The sequence below is a fragment of the Sporomusa termitida genome (assembly GCF_007641255.1).
In the GTDB taxonomy this organism is placed as follows: Bacteria; Bacillota; Negativicutes; order Sporomusales; family Sporomusaceae; genus Sporomusa; species Sporomusa termitida.
The window spans coordinates 2,579,030-2,592,157 of record NZ_CP036259.1 but is presented as its reverse complement, the minus strand read 5'-3'; the positions used below and the strand labels follow the sequence as shown (position 1 = coordinate 2,592,157).

Below are 13,128 nucleotides of genomic sequence, written 5' to 3'. Positions count from 1 at the left end.
AATTAGCGGCGCCCTTTGAATGGAGCGATGAACCGGATCATTTTGATTGGCACATGCAGTGAAATAGAACGACGGCAATATGTGCTGTTAACAATGATGTAATCGCACCCTACATAGCAAATTGTACCGCAGAAAGTAGAGCCCTTGCGGTCAATCATAGCATCAGTGCCAATGATGACTTCATCGCCTAAAAAACAAAGCAAGCGATCTTTAAAGTTATCCCGGTACATCTTGTAAGACATGGGGTCATCCATGTATTGATCGTCACAGCACATCATGTCTTTATCCGGATAGTCACAGCACATTTTGTCTTCCGGGCCATACCAATGCGGATATTTAGTTTCCATAAATATCAATAACCTCCTTTATTTACCTCAGGACAAATGATGAATTTTATATAAACTGTTTCTACTTCAGCATATGAATTTCTAAAACATAATGTTACAACCGTTAACAATTTAGACTGAATTATAATGTGCTTACTTATTCTTAGAAAAAACCTACTGCAACTATAGCCAATCAATAAGAATGGCTTTTAAACATGCCGTTATACGCTTTGTTGCTGGCTGGCTGACTTTTATAGCCCACAGTCCCTGACTCATGTTTATTTGGCGGCGATTGCTTTTTCGACAAATAGTGATAGCAGGAAAAAACTGCGTAACAGCGAATAGTTAACCTATTATGGGTTTAGGCAGGTGAATCTTCAGTAATGGAGTTTATAAAAAACAGCAATTTTATTCTCATGGGCTTTTTAGTGTGGCTGATCATTGCGCCCCGCGCTGCTAGTCCGCGTTATGGTGAATTATTTCTGGCCTATATGACCGCGCTCCTATTCAGTTTAATAGGTAGTTCAGAGATTATGATGCAAAAGCCGATTGCCTTTTTCTTTACTTTAGGGGGAGTGCTGGCTTTTTGTTATGTAGTGGCGCGTAAAACAATAAGAATAACAATTCGAAAATAGGGAGGTTGCTCCATGGCTGAGAAAAAGCCTCCTGGCGGCGGGCGAGGCAGAGACAGTAATTCCGGCGAGCGGGCTGAAGTCCGTTATTTTAAAGGGGAAGAGCAATTTGAACGCTGGCGGAAAGAATTTGTTCAACATCAGGATTATGAGCTTAAGCTGGCTGCGGTTAGCAAACTTAGCTATGAGCCTGCTGATTATCAAACCCAGTTGGTCCGTCAAGCGTATGGTGAACTCAAATTAACCGATTATAGCCACCTTGCGGGCCAGGCTAAAACTAAAGTCGAGTCCGAGTATGTATACCCGATTATCACCAGAATAGCAGCAATTGTGTTTCTGCTGGGTATATTGGTTATACTTTTCAGCCCTGTAACTCTGCTCCTGACGGCAGCGCTTGGCGTTGCTGCCGGTGTATCACTATACTTTACCATTAAAGACCGGGATGCAGCGATCATCCGCGCCGAGCAGGCGGCAGAGGCGGAAGCGTTCCGGCGTAATGAACAAGAGCGGTTAGTCTATGAGGAAGCTAAAAAACGGCATGAAGAACTGGAAAATACCCGCATAACACGGATTGAAAAACTGTTGGCAGGGGAAACAAGCGCTGTAAGGTCCAGACTGGATGAAGTCTTAAACCAATTGAGATTACCGATGGTTGTTGAAGTTGACATTGATTTTCACGTCAATATTCCGTTAATCAGGGTGTGGCTGCCGCCAAAAACAGTCATTCCCCGCCAGACTTGTGAAATGCTGCCTTCAGGGCGTATTCAATATCAGGATAAAGATAGCCGGGTATATAATAAACAATATTTTGAACTTTGTGCAGCGATTATGCTGCAAATAGCAGCCGCAGTTTTGGCCAATATTCCATCCTTTCAGGAAGCATATGCAGCCGGTATTGTGAATAGTGAATTTAGTGACGATTGTATTCTTGCCGTAAGAGTAGCCAGAGATAAAATTGAAAATATTAACAGCGCAGCCAACGCAATCGCCGGTATGCAGGCCCTTGATGCAGTATATGAGTGTGACACCTCTTTAGTGCTATATCCTGTCGATATGCTGCGGCCGCCGGAATGGGAAGACATTGAACAGCAAATGTTAAAAAGCTTGCGGGTGCGAATATTTAAATAAAAATCACAAAATAATAGATGGGTCCAATAAAGATTTGTTTCCAGTCAGGCTGCTGGTTAACGCCGCCAAGCCGGCGTTTAACTTCCCGTTTAGCCCGGTATCCTGCCTGAATTTTATTGATACTGGAAATTTTGCAAAATCCATGATCGTTAAAAGGAATTTTAGGTTTTTATGGAGAATAATTATTTCTAACCTATTTGGTAAATTAATACTAAACATCTAAGGGGGAATAGTAAATGAAAATTGCAGATTTAGTGCAGAGTGCCGACTGGAAAGCGGAAAAGCATGTGCCGGTGATCGAAGCACCGGCGCAAGCTAAGGCCGGAGAGAAAGTTACGGTTGAGGTCGGTGTTGGCAAGGAAATTGCACATCCGAACACAACCGAACATCATATCCGCTGGATCAAGCTTTTCTTCAAGCCGGATAATACAAAATTTGCTTACGAGGTTGCCACCTTTGATTTTGCTGCTCACGGCGAATCCACTGAGGGTGCCAATAAAGGCCCGGTTTATTCTGAGTCATTTGCTAAAGCTGTAGTTAAACTGAATGTTTCCGGCACTTTTGTAGCGGAAGCGTACTGTAATATTCATGGCTTATGGGAAGGGTCCCAAGCCATCTCGATCACAGAATAATACTGCTGGCAAAAACCAGGGCGCTTGCTCCCTGGTTTTTGTATTTTTAATAGGTGGCTGTGTTATTACTACTAAATAGGGTGCTAAACAATTAATTTTTGCGATTTTGTCCACTGCTAGAAGGATATTGTTTCTAGGTGGAGAATATAAACTGCCATGCTAAATTGAATACTGCATACTAAAGGGGGATAGGCATGGCACTAATTGTAAAAAAATTTGGCGGAAGCTCAGTGGCTACACCAGAAAAAATTATGGCAGTTGCCAAAAGGGTATTACAAGAAAAGAATCCTGATGATAAAATAGTTGTTGTAGTATCGGCAATGGGGGATACTACCGATGAATTAGTCGGTTTGGCCGCGGCTATTACTGATAAGACTTCCGGCCGGGAAATGGATATGCTTCTGGCAACAGGTGAGCAGGTGTCAATCGCACTTTTAGCCATGGCATTTGCCGAACTGGGACAACCGGCAGTGTCCATGACCGGCTTTCAGGCTGGTATTGCCACAAATGAAACATTTAACAAGGCCAAGATTACAGGGATTACTCCCGACAAAGTATGGCAGGAACTTAATGCCGGCAAGATTGTGGTCATAGCAGGTTTTCAGGGGCTGACAGAAACCGGTGAGATTACTACTTTAGGCCGGGGCGGCTCCGACACCACTGCCGTTGCCATTGCTGCCGGACTGAAAGCAGACCACTGTGAGATTTATACTGATGTTGACGGTATTTATTCCTCTGACCCCCGGGTTGTTGCCACAGCCAGACGTATGAAAGAGATTACTTATAACGAAATGCTCGAGATGGCCCGGCTTGGTGCCGGTGTCATGCACCCGCGGTCAGTGGAGCTTGGTAAACATTATGACATGCCAATCCATGTCCGCTCCACTTTTACCTGTGATTCCGGTACATTTATCAGGGAGGAATATACAATGGAAGAAAAAGAGTTTGTCATTCGTGGCGTAACACATGATGCCAATGTAGCAAAGATTGCCGTGTTGGGCGTTCCTGACCGGCCAGGGATGGCCTATAAGATATTTTCTGCTTTGGCAGAAGCTAACATCGATGTTGATATGATCGTTCAGAGCGTCCGGGCCTTGGACAAACATATTATCGATGTGGTGTTTACCATTTCCCAGGGCGATGTTCCCCAGGCCGGGAGCATTTTAGAGAAGCTCAATGCAGAAATGAATTTTAGTGGTTTAACAATTGAAGAACAGGTAGCCAAAGTGTCAGTTATTGGTGCCGGTATGCTGGGAAATCCGGGCATTGCTGCCGCTACCTTCGGCGCACTGGCAGATGCCGGTATTAATATTGAAGTTATTAGTACTTCAGAAATAAGTATTTCCTGTCTCGTTGCAGCAGATAAGGCGAAAGAGGCTGTCAACGCCATACATAACCGTTTTTTTCCTGTTTAAAGCAGTGCAGACACAAATAAAGCAGTGCAGACACAAAAACAGTCCCGCTAAGCGGGATTGTTTTTTTTTACTCGCTATATCTATAGGGGTTAGTATTAGAAAACTACCTTACATTACCATGCCTAATCGATGTCGAATTAGAAGGAGTTATATCGGCAATATAGAATTACATAAAACGTAAAGTGGTAAACTAGAAAAAGCTGCTGCTTTATAGGTAACCGCTCCGCATACTCCGCTAAAATGGCGGCATGCATAAGAATAATGTTCAGGCGGAAATGCTGCTCAGGGTATAGCCAAGTAGCTGTGAGGAAACGTGGACACTCATCAGGAACAGCTGATATCCTCCCAGTAAACAAGCCGGACAGGTTCAGGCGGCAACCTTGCTTTCCAGGACTTATACCAGAATAAACTAAAATTACTGAGGAGGATGACACGTGAAAAAGAAACTGCTTGCTGCTGCCGTAATGGCAGCCCTGACTGTATCGGCTGCTTCCGTACTTGCTGCCGCTCCTACCTTTGCCGGTGATGCGAACATCGAATATCGCAACCAGGATGGCAGCGGCGATTATCTTACTAACCGTATCCGGTTGAATGTAGAATCGCAGATTGATGACAATTTCTACATCCATGGCCGTGTAAGAATGGATAATGACCTGAGAAACGGCAGTGCCGGCAACGAAACTACGTTTGACCAAGCCTACATTGGGGCTCAAGCCGGTCAGTTCGATGCCCGGGTGGGTAAACAATCACTGTTTGTCGGTAAAGGTCTGTTGCTGGATGAGGATAAATTTACCGGTGCCCAGGTCGGTATTGCTCTTGAGGGAGCATCTGTGAATGGTTTCTATGGCAAAGACCCTGCTGATGCCAAAACCCGTTTTGCTGATGTAAGCAGTGCCATTGGCAATGTAAATGTTGGTGCCACATTCCTGAAAGAGGCAGATAACAACTACTATGCTCTTAATGCTGACACCAAACTGGCAGACAACGTTGTTTTCAATGTTGAATATGCAAAAAATGATACCCTGAGCCAGGATGGTTATCTGGCTGAGGTTGCTGTTGGCGAAGCTGCTAAAAAAGGCGATTTCCAATATGCAGTATCTTATCGTGATATTGATGCCGGCGCTCTGCCTGATTTCACTACCGACAGCTGGTACCAAGACTCCAAGGGCTTCCGGGTAAAAGGCATTTACAAGGTAGCCGATGCAGCCACGTTAACAGCTTACCAGGATCTTGGCGAAAAACAAAATGGCGCTGACCATAACCGTACCAACATAGAATTTGCAGTAAATTTCTAACCCAATAAACTAACTTTTTTGACTCAGGGGGACGGTTCTCCTGAGTCATTTTTTTGCAAAGTAAAACTTAGGATTTTTATACAAATATTACAATGTATCTAAAGCTAAATAAAAGGCATTCTATAATCAGGCACCAAAAATATAAATTAAATGGAGGTTTTGCGTAATGTCAAGGAGCAAAAAACCAGTGAACCCTTCGGCGCAAAGTGGCCTCGATCGTCTGAAAGAAGAAACGGCTGCCGAGCTTGGTCTTAAAGACTACAAAAACACTTATAAAGGCGCCCTTACTTCAGCTGACAATGGCCGGGTAGGCGGTCACATGGTCCGCAAAATGATTGAAGCTCAGGAAACCAAATTTAACGGAACCAGCAACCAGGCTACGGGCAGCACTTTGACAGCCCAATATGATGTGAACAAGAAATCCTAAGCAGGACAAGCAGGCGTAAGCCTGCTTTTTCTTTTAATTAATTAAGTTTACTACAAATTCTAACAGGAAATATAATGGCGTAGCCAGAATAGGTATATAATATGCATGTTACACACTATTTGCTATGTCTTATCGGCAATATTACATATGCTGTATCTTTAATAAGGAGGGTAATGCGTGGAAACTGCATTAATAAAAAACTTATCCCGCCATGTTGGTGAGCAGGTGGCTGTCAAGGGATGGGTTTACAATCAGCGTTCTTCCGGAAAAATCGTATTTTTGATTATCCGGGATGGCTCCGGGTTGATGCAAGGTGTAGTAGCGAAGCAGGAAATAGGCGAAATGGTGTTTGCCGCCGCTAAAAAGCTAACCCAGGAAAGCGCTGTTATCGTTACAGGTATAGTACGGGAAGAGCCACGGTCAGTCGGCGGTTATGAAATGCAGGTAACTCATATGGAGATTGTCAGTATTGCTGAAGATTATCCTATTACCCATAAGGAACATGGGGTGGACTTTTTGGCTGAGCACCGGCATCTCTGGATTCGAACTCCCCGCCAGGCGGCAGTGCTGCGCATCCGTTCCGAGATTGAGCACGCATTGAGGAATTTTTTTTATGAGCGTGATTTTGTCCTGGCTGACGCCCCGATTATCACACCGTCGGCCTGTGAGGGGACAACAAATTTATTTGCCCTTGATTATCATGGGGAAAAAGGCTATTTGTCCCAAAGCGGGCAGCTATACAATGAAGCCAATGCTATGGCTTTAGGGCGGATCTATTGCTTTGGTCCCACTTTCCGGGCGGAAAAATCCAAAACCCGGCGCCATCTGCTGGAGTTCTGGATGATGGAAGCCGAAATGGCTTATTATGATATTGATGCCAATATCCAGCTGCAGGAAGAAATGATTTATTATGTGATTCAGCGAGTGCTCGCAAAATGCCAAAATGAGCTTAACACTCTGGACCGGGATATTGAAAAGCTAAAGGCGGTCACAGTGCCTTTTCCGCGCATCAGTTATACGGAGGCGGTTGAACTGCTTAAACAGGGCGGTGAGGATTTTACCTGGGGCGAGGACTTTGGCGCACCCCATGAAACGATTATTTCCAGTCATTTCGCTGCCCCGGTTTTTGTCCATCGCTATCCCACTGCCATTAAAGCTTTTTATATGAAACCAGATCCGGAAAATCCCCAGGTAGTGCTGGGGGCTGACCTGCTGGCGCCTGAGGGTTACGGTGAAATTATCGGCGGCGGTCAGCGCATTGACGATCTGGCGCTGCTTGAACAACGCCTGGCAGAACACAAATTACCCCAAGAAGCCTTTGCCTGGTATCTGGATTTGCGACGGTTTGGAACAGTGCCGCATTCTGGTTTTGGTCTGGGCCTGGAGCGGACAGTTGCCTGGCTGTGCGGCCTGGAGCATATCCGTGAGACTATACCGTTCCCGCGCATGCTGCATAAGATGTATCCCTGAGTTGAAGTTCTTAATTTACATATTAGATAACCAACAACCCGGGATTTTAAATAATAATAAAATATTAATAAGTTAATACAGGGGGAGAAAAAATGACAATAAGTATCGCCGCAACACATGCAAGAGGAAAATTCGCTACAGATAAAATCTTTGGTGCCGCCGCCGCCGCCAATCTGGCTGTTGGCAAATATGGCAAAGACAAAGTAATTAATGCCACAATCGGTGCGATTCTGGACGATAATGAAGCGCTGGTATGCCTGCCTACGGTAGAAAAAGTATTCCGCACTCTACCGATCAATGAGGTAATTAATTATGCGCCTATTGCCGGGCTGCCGGAATTTCTGGAAGCGGCTATGGCGCTGACCTTTGGTGACAACCGGCCTGAGGCGTACACAAATGCGGTTGCAACTTCCGGCGGTTCCGGGGTACTTCACCATACTATCTGGAATTATTCAGAGATTGGTGATAAAATTTTGACTTCTGACTGGTATTGGGGTCCTTACAAGGTGTTGTGTGAAGATGCCCTGCGCAAGCTGGACACCTTTACCTTGTTTGACGAAAACCAGAATTTTAATAGTAAAGCCTTTGAGGCCAAGGTCAATGAACTGCTTGTCAAACAAGACAGCCTGGTAACCATCCTCAATACTCCGGCCCACAATCCCACCGGCTATAGCATCAGTGACAGTGAATGGGACAACATCCTCGATGTTGTTAAGGCGGCAGCGAAAAATGAAGCTAAGCGTATCGTCATTCTGGTCGATGCAGCTTATCTGGATTATGCCGGCGAGAAAAATGAATGCCGTGCATTTTTAAAGAAATTCAGCAATCTGCCTGATAATGTTCTTATCATTCTGGCCTTCAGCATGTCGAAAAGCTATACAATGTACGGGCAGCGTACCGGGGCTATGATCGGCATTTCCCGGAGCCAGGCGGTCATTAAAGAATTTGCAGATATTAACCAGTATAGCAGCCGTGCAACCTGGTCCAACATCAACCGGGGCTGTATGCGCCTCTTGGCTACGGTTTATAATGATAAAGCAACACTGGCTCAGGTGGAGCAGGAGCGAGCCCATTATTACTCGCTCATTCGTGAGCGGTCCCAAATTTTTGTCCGCGAAGCCAAAGCTGCCAATCTCCGCATGCTGCCTTATATAGCTGGATTTTTCCTGACAATTCCCGCGGCGGATCCGGATGCCGTATGCGGTAAACTGCATGACGACCACATTTTTGCTGTACCGCTTGGCAAGGGTGTGCGTGTTGCCGTATGCGCAGTTCCTTCGGCTAAAATTACCGGCATGGCCGGTAAAGTGGCTCAGGCTTTGGCTGCCGTCGAGAAATAACTCATATAAAATTGAAGATTGCTGCGTTGTGCCGGTAATGAGGCGGGAGATACACTCCGTCATTACCGGCACAGCGCAGCAATCTTTTTTTCTGTCACACCCTTATGAGAGATACATAATATATTATAAGAATTTTTCTGGGTAATTTATAGAAAAGCCAATCAGGACATAGCCGGAATCTATATGAATGAGGTGAGAAATGTGGCTGACAATCTGGCGATTGCCAATATTCAGGGTGGTCCGCTTGCTCCGGATATTAAAGGGGCTGTAAGTTTCCGGAGCGTGCAAGGCGGCACAAAAGTAACTGTTGAGGTATGGGGCCTGCCTGCATACCGGCCGGCAGCGGACCGGCAGCAGCCAGTCGGACCCCACGGTTTTCACATTCATGAGTTTGGCACCTGTAAGGTGGGTGATTTGTCCAACCCGTTTATGGCAGCCGGTGGGCATTGGAATCCTGGCAATCAGCCTCACGGTAATCATGCCGGCGATTTGCCGGTGATTTTTTCCCATAAGGGTTTTGCCTATATGAGTTTTTTTACTGACAAATTTACTGTACAGGATATTATTGGTAAGAGCGTGATTATCCATGAAAACCCGGATGATTTTCGAACACAGCCGGCCGGCAATTCCGGTCGGCGCCTGGCATGTGGTGTTATTAGAAGGGGCCGTGATATTTAAAGAGTCACCACTGTTTGAATAGTTAGGTACGGGAAATACTATCTACCAAAGGAGGTCGAGCATAATGAGCTGCCATCACAACAATATTTTTGATGACACCACATTTGAGTTTCCTCGTACCGGTTTTTGGCTTGTGCATATCTTTGGTGCCTGTTTTTTCTTGTTGCTGGGGATGCGGCTGGCTGTGAGAAGAGCACCGCTGCCGATCATTGCCTACCGTTTGTTTAAGTTATTGCGCTAATGCTGTGTGGTAAAATGGCAACTGCCTGTAAGCGAGCAGTTGCTGTTTTTTTTATCCTGATGGAATGTATAACTTTCGCCCGGATAAGGGCAGCACCGGCTTACGCTTGCGCCCAAGGCCCGGCGCAAGCCGTGTTTTCTGTACATGATCAGACAGTATACGGTTTCTGATCATAAGTAAGAGCGCCTATACCCTAAAGGGCACCGGCGGCTTCTGCCGGCGTCCTAACGGACTGGGCGTAAGCCAGGTTTTTCTAATTACTTGCTACTGAGCAGGGGGCAGGAAATCCGGGGCATATAGTTGAATTTATATATATATAGTTAAAGAGAGTTTTGGCGATAGTAAGGGGGCCGTCAGGTGTCAGAAAAAATTAATGTAACATTTTCTAATGGCCGCGTTACCGGGTATGACAAGGGGGTAAGTCTGGTAGCGGTTAGCCGGGATGCCGCGCACAGATATACTACACCGGTGGTGGCAGCCAAAGTGAACAATGCAATAAGAGATTTGCAAAGTGTCCTTGACCAGGACAGCGTGGTGGACTTTCTTGACCTTCGCACCGATGAGGGCATGAAGGTTTACCAAAGAAGCTTAACCTTCGTCATGATTGCAGCAGCGCAGGAGTTGTTTCCGGGCGGTGAAGTAACGGTTGAGCATTCGCTAAGTAAAGGCCTGTATTGCGAGCTGCATCATGGACGGGAGGTTACGCCTGAGGATATTGCCAGACTTGACCGGCAGATGCGGCAGATTATTATGGAAGACCGTCAGATTATCCGCCAGACTTTGCCCAGGGCGGAAGCGATCGAGTTGTTTAAAGCAGCCGGACAAAAGGAGAAAGTAAGCCTGCTCGAGCAGATTGACCGGGAAATGGTCAGTATTTACTATTGTGGTGAGGTATATGACTATTTTTATGGTACGATGACGCCATCCACTGCTTATCTTAAGGTGTTTGAACTTAAATATTACCCGCCGGGGATAATTTTGCGGCTGCCGGAAAAAGAGAATCCGGACCTGCTGCCTAAGTTTACTGAAAATCCCAAGTTATTTAAGGTGTTTCAGGAGGGGGCCCAGTGGGGAAATATTTTAAAATGCGGTTATGTTCCCAATCTTAATGAGTATAGTAAAACCGATGAGATAAAAAACATTGTCAGAGTGGCAGAGGCCCTGCATGAAAAAAAGGTGGCCCAGATTGCTGACTTTGTGTCTTCCCATCGCAATGAGGTCAGAGTAATTTTAGTGGCCGGACCATCATCGTCAGGCAAAACCACATTTGCCCAACGCCTTAATATTCAACTGCGAGTCAATGGGGTCTGGCCGGTGCCTGTTTCCCTGGATGATTATTTTGTGGACCGCTGCCACACCCCTCTTGACGAACACGGTGATTATGACTTTGAAGCCATTGAAGCCATTGACCTGGATTTGTTTAATGCTCATCTGGCCAGGATTTTAGCCGGTGAAGAAGTGGAATTGCCGACCTTTAATTTTAAAACAGGTGAACGGGAGTACCGCGGCCACCGGATTAAGGTGGATAAAGGCCAGCCGCTGATTATCGAAGGCATCCACGGCCTCAATGAGCGCTTAACAACCTCTGTACCCAGGCACTGTAAGATCAAAATCTATGTCAGCGCCCTGACCCAGTTGTCAATTGATAATCATAACCGGATTCCGACAACCGACACCAGACTGATCAGGCGGATTGTCCGCGACAGTCAATTCCGGTCTCATGATGCCCTCATGACGCTGAAGATGTGGCCGTCTGTCCGCCGGGGTGAAGAACGCAATATTTTTCCGTTCCAGGAAGAAGCCGATTTAATGTTTAACTCGGCGCTAATTTATGAGCTGGCAGTGTTAAAGAAATATGCTGAACCGTTACTGGGCAAGGTTACCCAGGCCAACCCTGAATATTCGGAGGCCAGGAGGCTGCTTAATTTTCTGGAGTATTTTAGGCCTGTTGAGGATGATGAAATTCCCAATAATTCGATCCTGCGCGAGTTTATCGGTAAATCCTGCTTCGACAAGAATTAAACATAGTAACAAATTACCCCGGCTTTGGGCAGCCGGGGTATATTTATTGGGAAAGTTTACGGGCTAAGATGGCCGCCATTTTACTGGTACCCGTCATGGACGGCATGCCGTGATAATGCCCAAGTTTGGCCAAGATTGAATAAACCTGCGGATTTTCTACAGGCGTATGGGCATGCGCGGCATGGCTGTAATCGTTTACATGGCCGGTGCCCTGTTCTGCCGGAATTATGCGGCCCGGTCCACCCACACACCCACCTTTGCAGGCCATGCCTTCAATAAAATTAGCCTCTAATCTGCCGGCTCTAATTTCTTCCAGCAGTTTAGTACAGTCCGGGATGCCGTCAACTTTGACCGGTTTGAATTTTTCGGCCCGCCGGGGGATCAGTTTCTCCAGGGTAGTTCCAACCGCCTCGCTTACCCCGCCGGTTCGGGCATAAAGGCGGCCACCCCAGGAGGCCAATGGGTTTTCTTCGTCAGGCTCTGCGGCCGGATTGATTGCGGCCGCGGCCAAGAGCGTCTGCAGCTCCTGAAAGGTAAGCACAAAATCAATCGCACCTTTCAGGTCAGGCAGCTGAGCTTCGGATTTTTTAGCAACACAGGGACCGATAAACACTACCTTGGCGTCCGGCTCGAGCTCTTTAATCACCCGGCCGGAGGCAATCATCGGGGATACGGAGGGCGAAATATGACCTAGTAAGTCAGGGAATTTGTTTTCAATCAGTTTAATCCAAATAGGGCAGCAGCAGCTGGTAATCAAAAAATCATGGGCATCCTTAACATGTTCATCGTATTCAAAGGCTTCTTTAATGGTAATCAGGTCTGCATATAAAGCGGTTTCCACCATTTCAGCAAACCCCAGCTTAAGCAGGGCGCTGCGCAGTTTGCCGGCAGTAACTGCCGGACCTAATTGCCCGGCAAAGGCCGGGGCCACTGACGCGTACACTTTGTGGCTATGCTGGCGGAGCAGGCGGATAAGCGGGACAAACTGAGATTTATCCGCCAGCGCACCAAACTCACAGGCACTGATACAATAGCCGTCGTGAGCGCACTTGCTTTTGTCAATCGAAGGCCGGCCAAGCTCATCGCGGGTGATCGCACTAAGGGGGCAGGCTTTCTCACATTCTGCGCCCCGGCATTCCCGGCAAGCGTCGGGGTTGGCAACAACAACAGGCTCGCTGCCCATTAAAGCCTCTTCATCATACTCATTGAGCACCTCTTCGGAATTGTTGGGCTCCAGACCCATCGCAATGCGAATCTGATTGGCGACAAGCCGGCGTGTGGCCTTATCATCAAATTCATGCTGTAATAAACGGCATATTTCTTCTTTACGTTCAAATAGCTGGCCTTCCCAGGCGGCCTTTGCTACCTGGTACAGGATGCGTGGTCTAATATTGAGATCCGGCGGGGTACTTTTTGCCATAGTTATCACCTATCCACTTTGCTATTGTAGCTGATTATGGGTTATGACTAAGCTGGAGAAAGTACTGTTGTAGTTTGTGTATTTTTTTGTTATTGTAGTAAC

13 protein-coding genes are annotated in these 13,128 nt (G+C 46.5%); 11 read left to right on the top strand and 2 right to left on the bottom strand.

Translation table 11 applies throughout. From position 1 onward, the window contains the following. Positions 1-2 precede the first annotated feature (2 nt). Entirely contained in the window at positions 3-347 is a 345-nt protein-coding gene (locus SPTER_RS12195) for a hypothetical protein (RefSeq protein WP_144350656.1), read from the bottom strand. 362 nt (positions 348-709) lie between these two features. Between SPTER_RS12195 and SPTER_RS12190 the strand changes: the two genes are divergently transcribed. The 11 genes from SPTER_RS12190 (at position 710) to SPTER_RS12145 (ending at position 11,606) form a co-directional block, all read left to right on the top strand. After that, the gene (locus SPTER_RS12190) at positions 710-961 is read left to right on the top strand and encodes a hypothetical protein (RefSeq protein ID WP_144350655.1); all 252 of its coding nucleotides are present in this window, start codon (positions 710-712) and stop codon (positions 959-961) included. Between the two features lie 12 nt (positions 962-973). Continuing rightward, positions 974-2,086 (top strand): MgtC/SapB family protein, encoded by a 1,113-nt coding sequence (locus tag SPTER_RS12185; protein WP_144350654.1) that lies wholly within the window; start codon positions 974-976, stop codon positions 2,084-2,086. 236 nt (positions 2,087-2,322) lie between these two features. Beyond that, the gene (locus tag SPTER_RS12180) at positions 2,323-2,718 is read left to right on the top strand and encodes a class II SORL domain-containing protein (protein WP_144350653.1); all 396 of its coding nucleotides are present in this window, start codon (positions 2,323-2,325) and stop codon (positions 2,716-2,718) included. A 194-nt stretch (positions 2,719-2,912) separates the two neighbouring features. Beyond that, a complete protein-coding gene (locus SPTER_RS12175) occupies positions 2,913-4,133 on the top strand; it encodes an aspartate kinase (protein ID WP_144350652.1) in 1,221 nt (406 codons plus the stop codon). 434 nt (positions 4,134-4,567) lie between these two features. Then, entirely contained in the window at positions 4,568-5,428 is an 861-nt protein-coding gene (locus tag SPTER_RS12170; RefSeq protein WP_144350651.1) for a hypothetical protein, read from the top strand. A 166-nt stretch (positions 5,429-5,594) separates the two neighbouring features. Next, positions 5,595-5,855 (top strand): alpha/beta-type small acid-soluble spore protein, encoded by a 261-nt coding sequence (locus SPTER_RS12165; RefSeq protein WP_144350650.1) that lies wholly within the window; start codon positions 5,595-5,597, stop codon positions 5,853-5,855. Between the two features lie 177 nt (positions 5,856-6,032). Continuing rightward, positions 6,033-7,325, top strand: coding sequence for an asparagine--tRNA ligase (gene asnS / locus SPTER_RS12160; protein ID WP_144350649.1), 1,293 nt, complete (start codon positions 6,033-6,035; stop codon positions 7,323-7,325). A gap of 92 nt (positions 7,326-7,417) precedes the next feature. Further along, the gene (locus tag SPTER_RS12155) at positions 7,418-8,665 is read left to right on the top strand and encodes a pyridoxal phosphate-dependent aminotransferase (protein ID WP_144350648.1); all 1,248 of its coding nucleotides are present in this window, start codon (positions 7,418-7,420) and stop codon (positions 8,663-8,665) included. 183 nt (positions 8,666-8,848) lie between these two features. Beyond that, positions 8,849-9,343: a superoxide dismutase family protein gene (locus tag SPTER_RS12150; protein WP_144350647.1), complete on the top strand. Its 495-nt coding sequence runs from the start codon at positions 8,849-8,851 to the stop codon at positions 9,341-9,343. Positions 9,344-9,407: 64 nt separating this feature from the next. Beyond that, positions 9,408-9,584 carry a hypothetical protein gene (locus SPTER_RS24725; RefSeq protein ID WP_170233242.1) on the top strand — a complete coding sequence of 59 codons (177 nt, stop codon included), beginning with the start codon at positions 9,408-9,410 and terminating at the stop codon, positions 9,582-9,584. A 357-nt stretch (positions 9,585-9,941) separates the two neighbouring features. Further along, positions 9,942-11,606 (top strand): nucleoside kinase, encoded by a 1,665-nt coding sequence (locus tag SPTER_RS12145; protein WP_144350646.1) that lies wholly within the window; start codon positions 9,942-9,944, stop codon positions 11,604-11,606. A 43-nt stretch (positions 11,607-11,649) separates the two neighbouring features. On the opposite strand, the gene SPTER_RS12140 is transcribed toward SPTER_RS12145, so the two are convergent. Beyond that, complete coding sequence (locus tag SPTER_RS12140) at positions 11,650-13,026, bottom strand: [Fe-Fe] hydrogenase large subunit C-terminal domain-containing protein (RefSeq protein ID WP_144350645.1); 1,377 nt, start codon at positions 13,024-13,026, stop codon at positions 11,650-11,652. Between the last annotated feature and the right edge of the window lie 102 nt (positions 13,027-13,128).

Excerpts from the sequence above, each read along its gene's own strand:
- SPTER_RS12140 (WP_144350645.1), bottom strand. The coding sequence starts at position 13,026 with ATGGCAAAAAGTACCCCGCCGGATCTCAATATTAGACCACGCATCCTG.
- SPTER_RS24725 (WP_170233242.1), top strand. The coding sequence starts at position 9,408 with ATGAGCTGCCATCACAACAATATTTTTGATGACACCACATTTGAGTTT.
- SPTER_RS12185 (WP_144350654.1), top strand. The coding sequence starts at position 974 with ATGGCTGAGAAAAAGCCTCCTGGCGGCGGGCGAGGCAGAGACAGTAAT.
- SPTER_RS12165 (WP_144350650.1), top strand. The coding sequence starts at position 5,595 with ATGTCAAGGAGCAAAAAACCAGTGAACCCTTCGGCGCAAAGTGGCCTC.
- SPTER_RS12155 (WP_144350648.1), top strand. The coding sequence starts at position 7,418 with ATGACAATAAGTATCGCCGCAACACATGCAAGAGGAAAATTCGCTACA.
- SPTER_RS12195 (WP_144350656.1), bottom strand. The coding sequence starts at position 347 with ATGGAAACTAAATATCCGCATTGGTATGGCCCGGAAGACAAAATGTGC.
- SPTER_RS12150 (WP_144350647.1), top strand. The coding sequence starts at position 8,849 with ATGAATGAGGTGAGAAATGTGGCTGACAATCTGGCGATTGCCAATATT.
- SPTER_RS12190 (WP_144350655.1), top strand. The coding sequence starts at position 710 with ATGGAGTTTATAAAAAACAGCAATTTTATTCTCATGGGCTTTTTAGTG.
- SPTER_RS12175 (WP_144350652.1), top strand. The coding sequence starts at position 2,913 with ATGGCACTAATTGTAAAAAAATTTGGCGGAAGCTCAGTGGCTACACCA.
- SPTER_RS12180 (WP_144350653.1), top strand. The coding sequence starts at position 2,323 with ATGAAAATTGCAGATTTAGTGCAGAGTGCCGACTGGAAAGCGGAAAAG.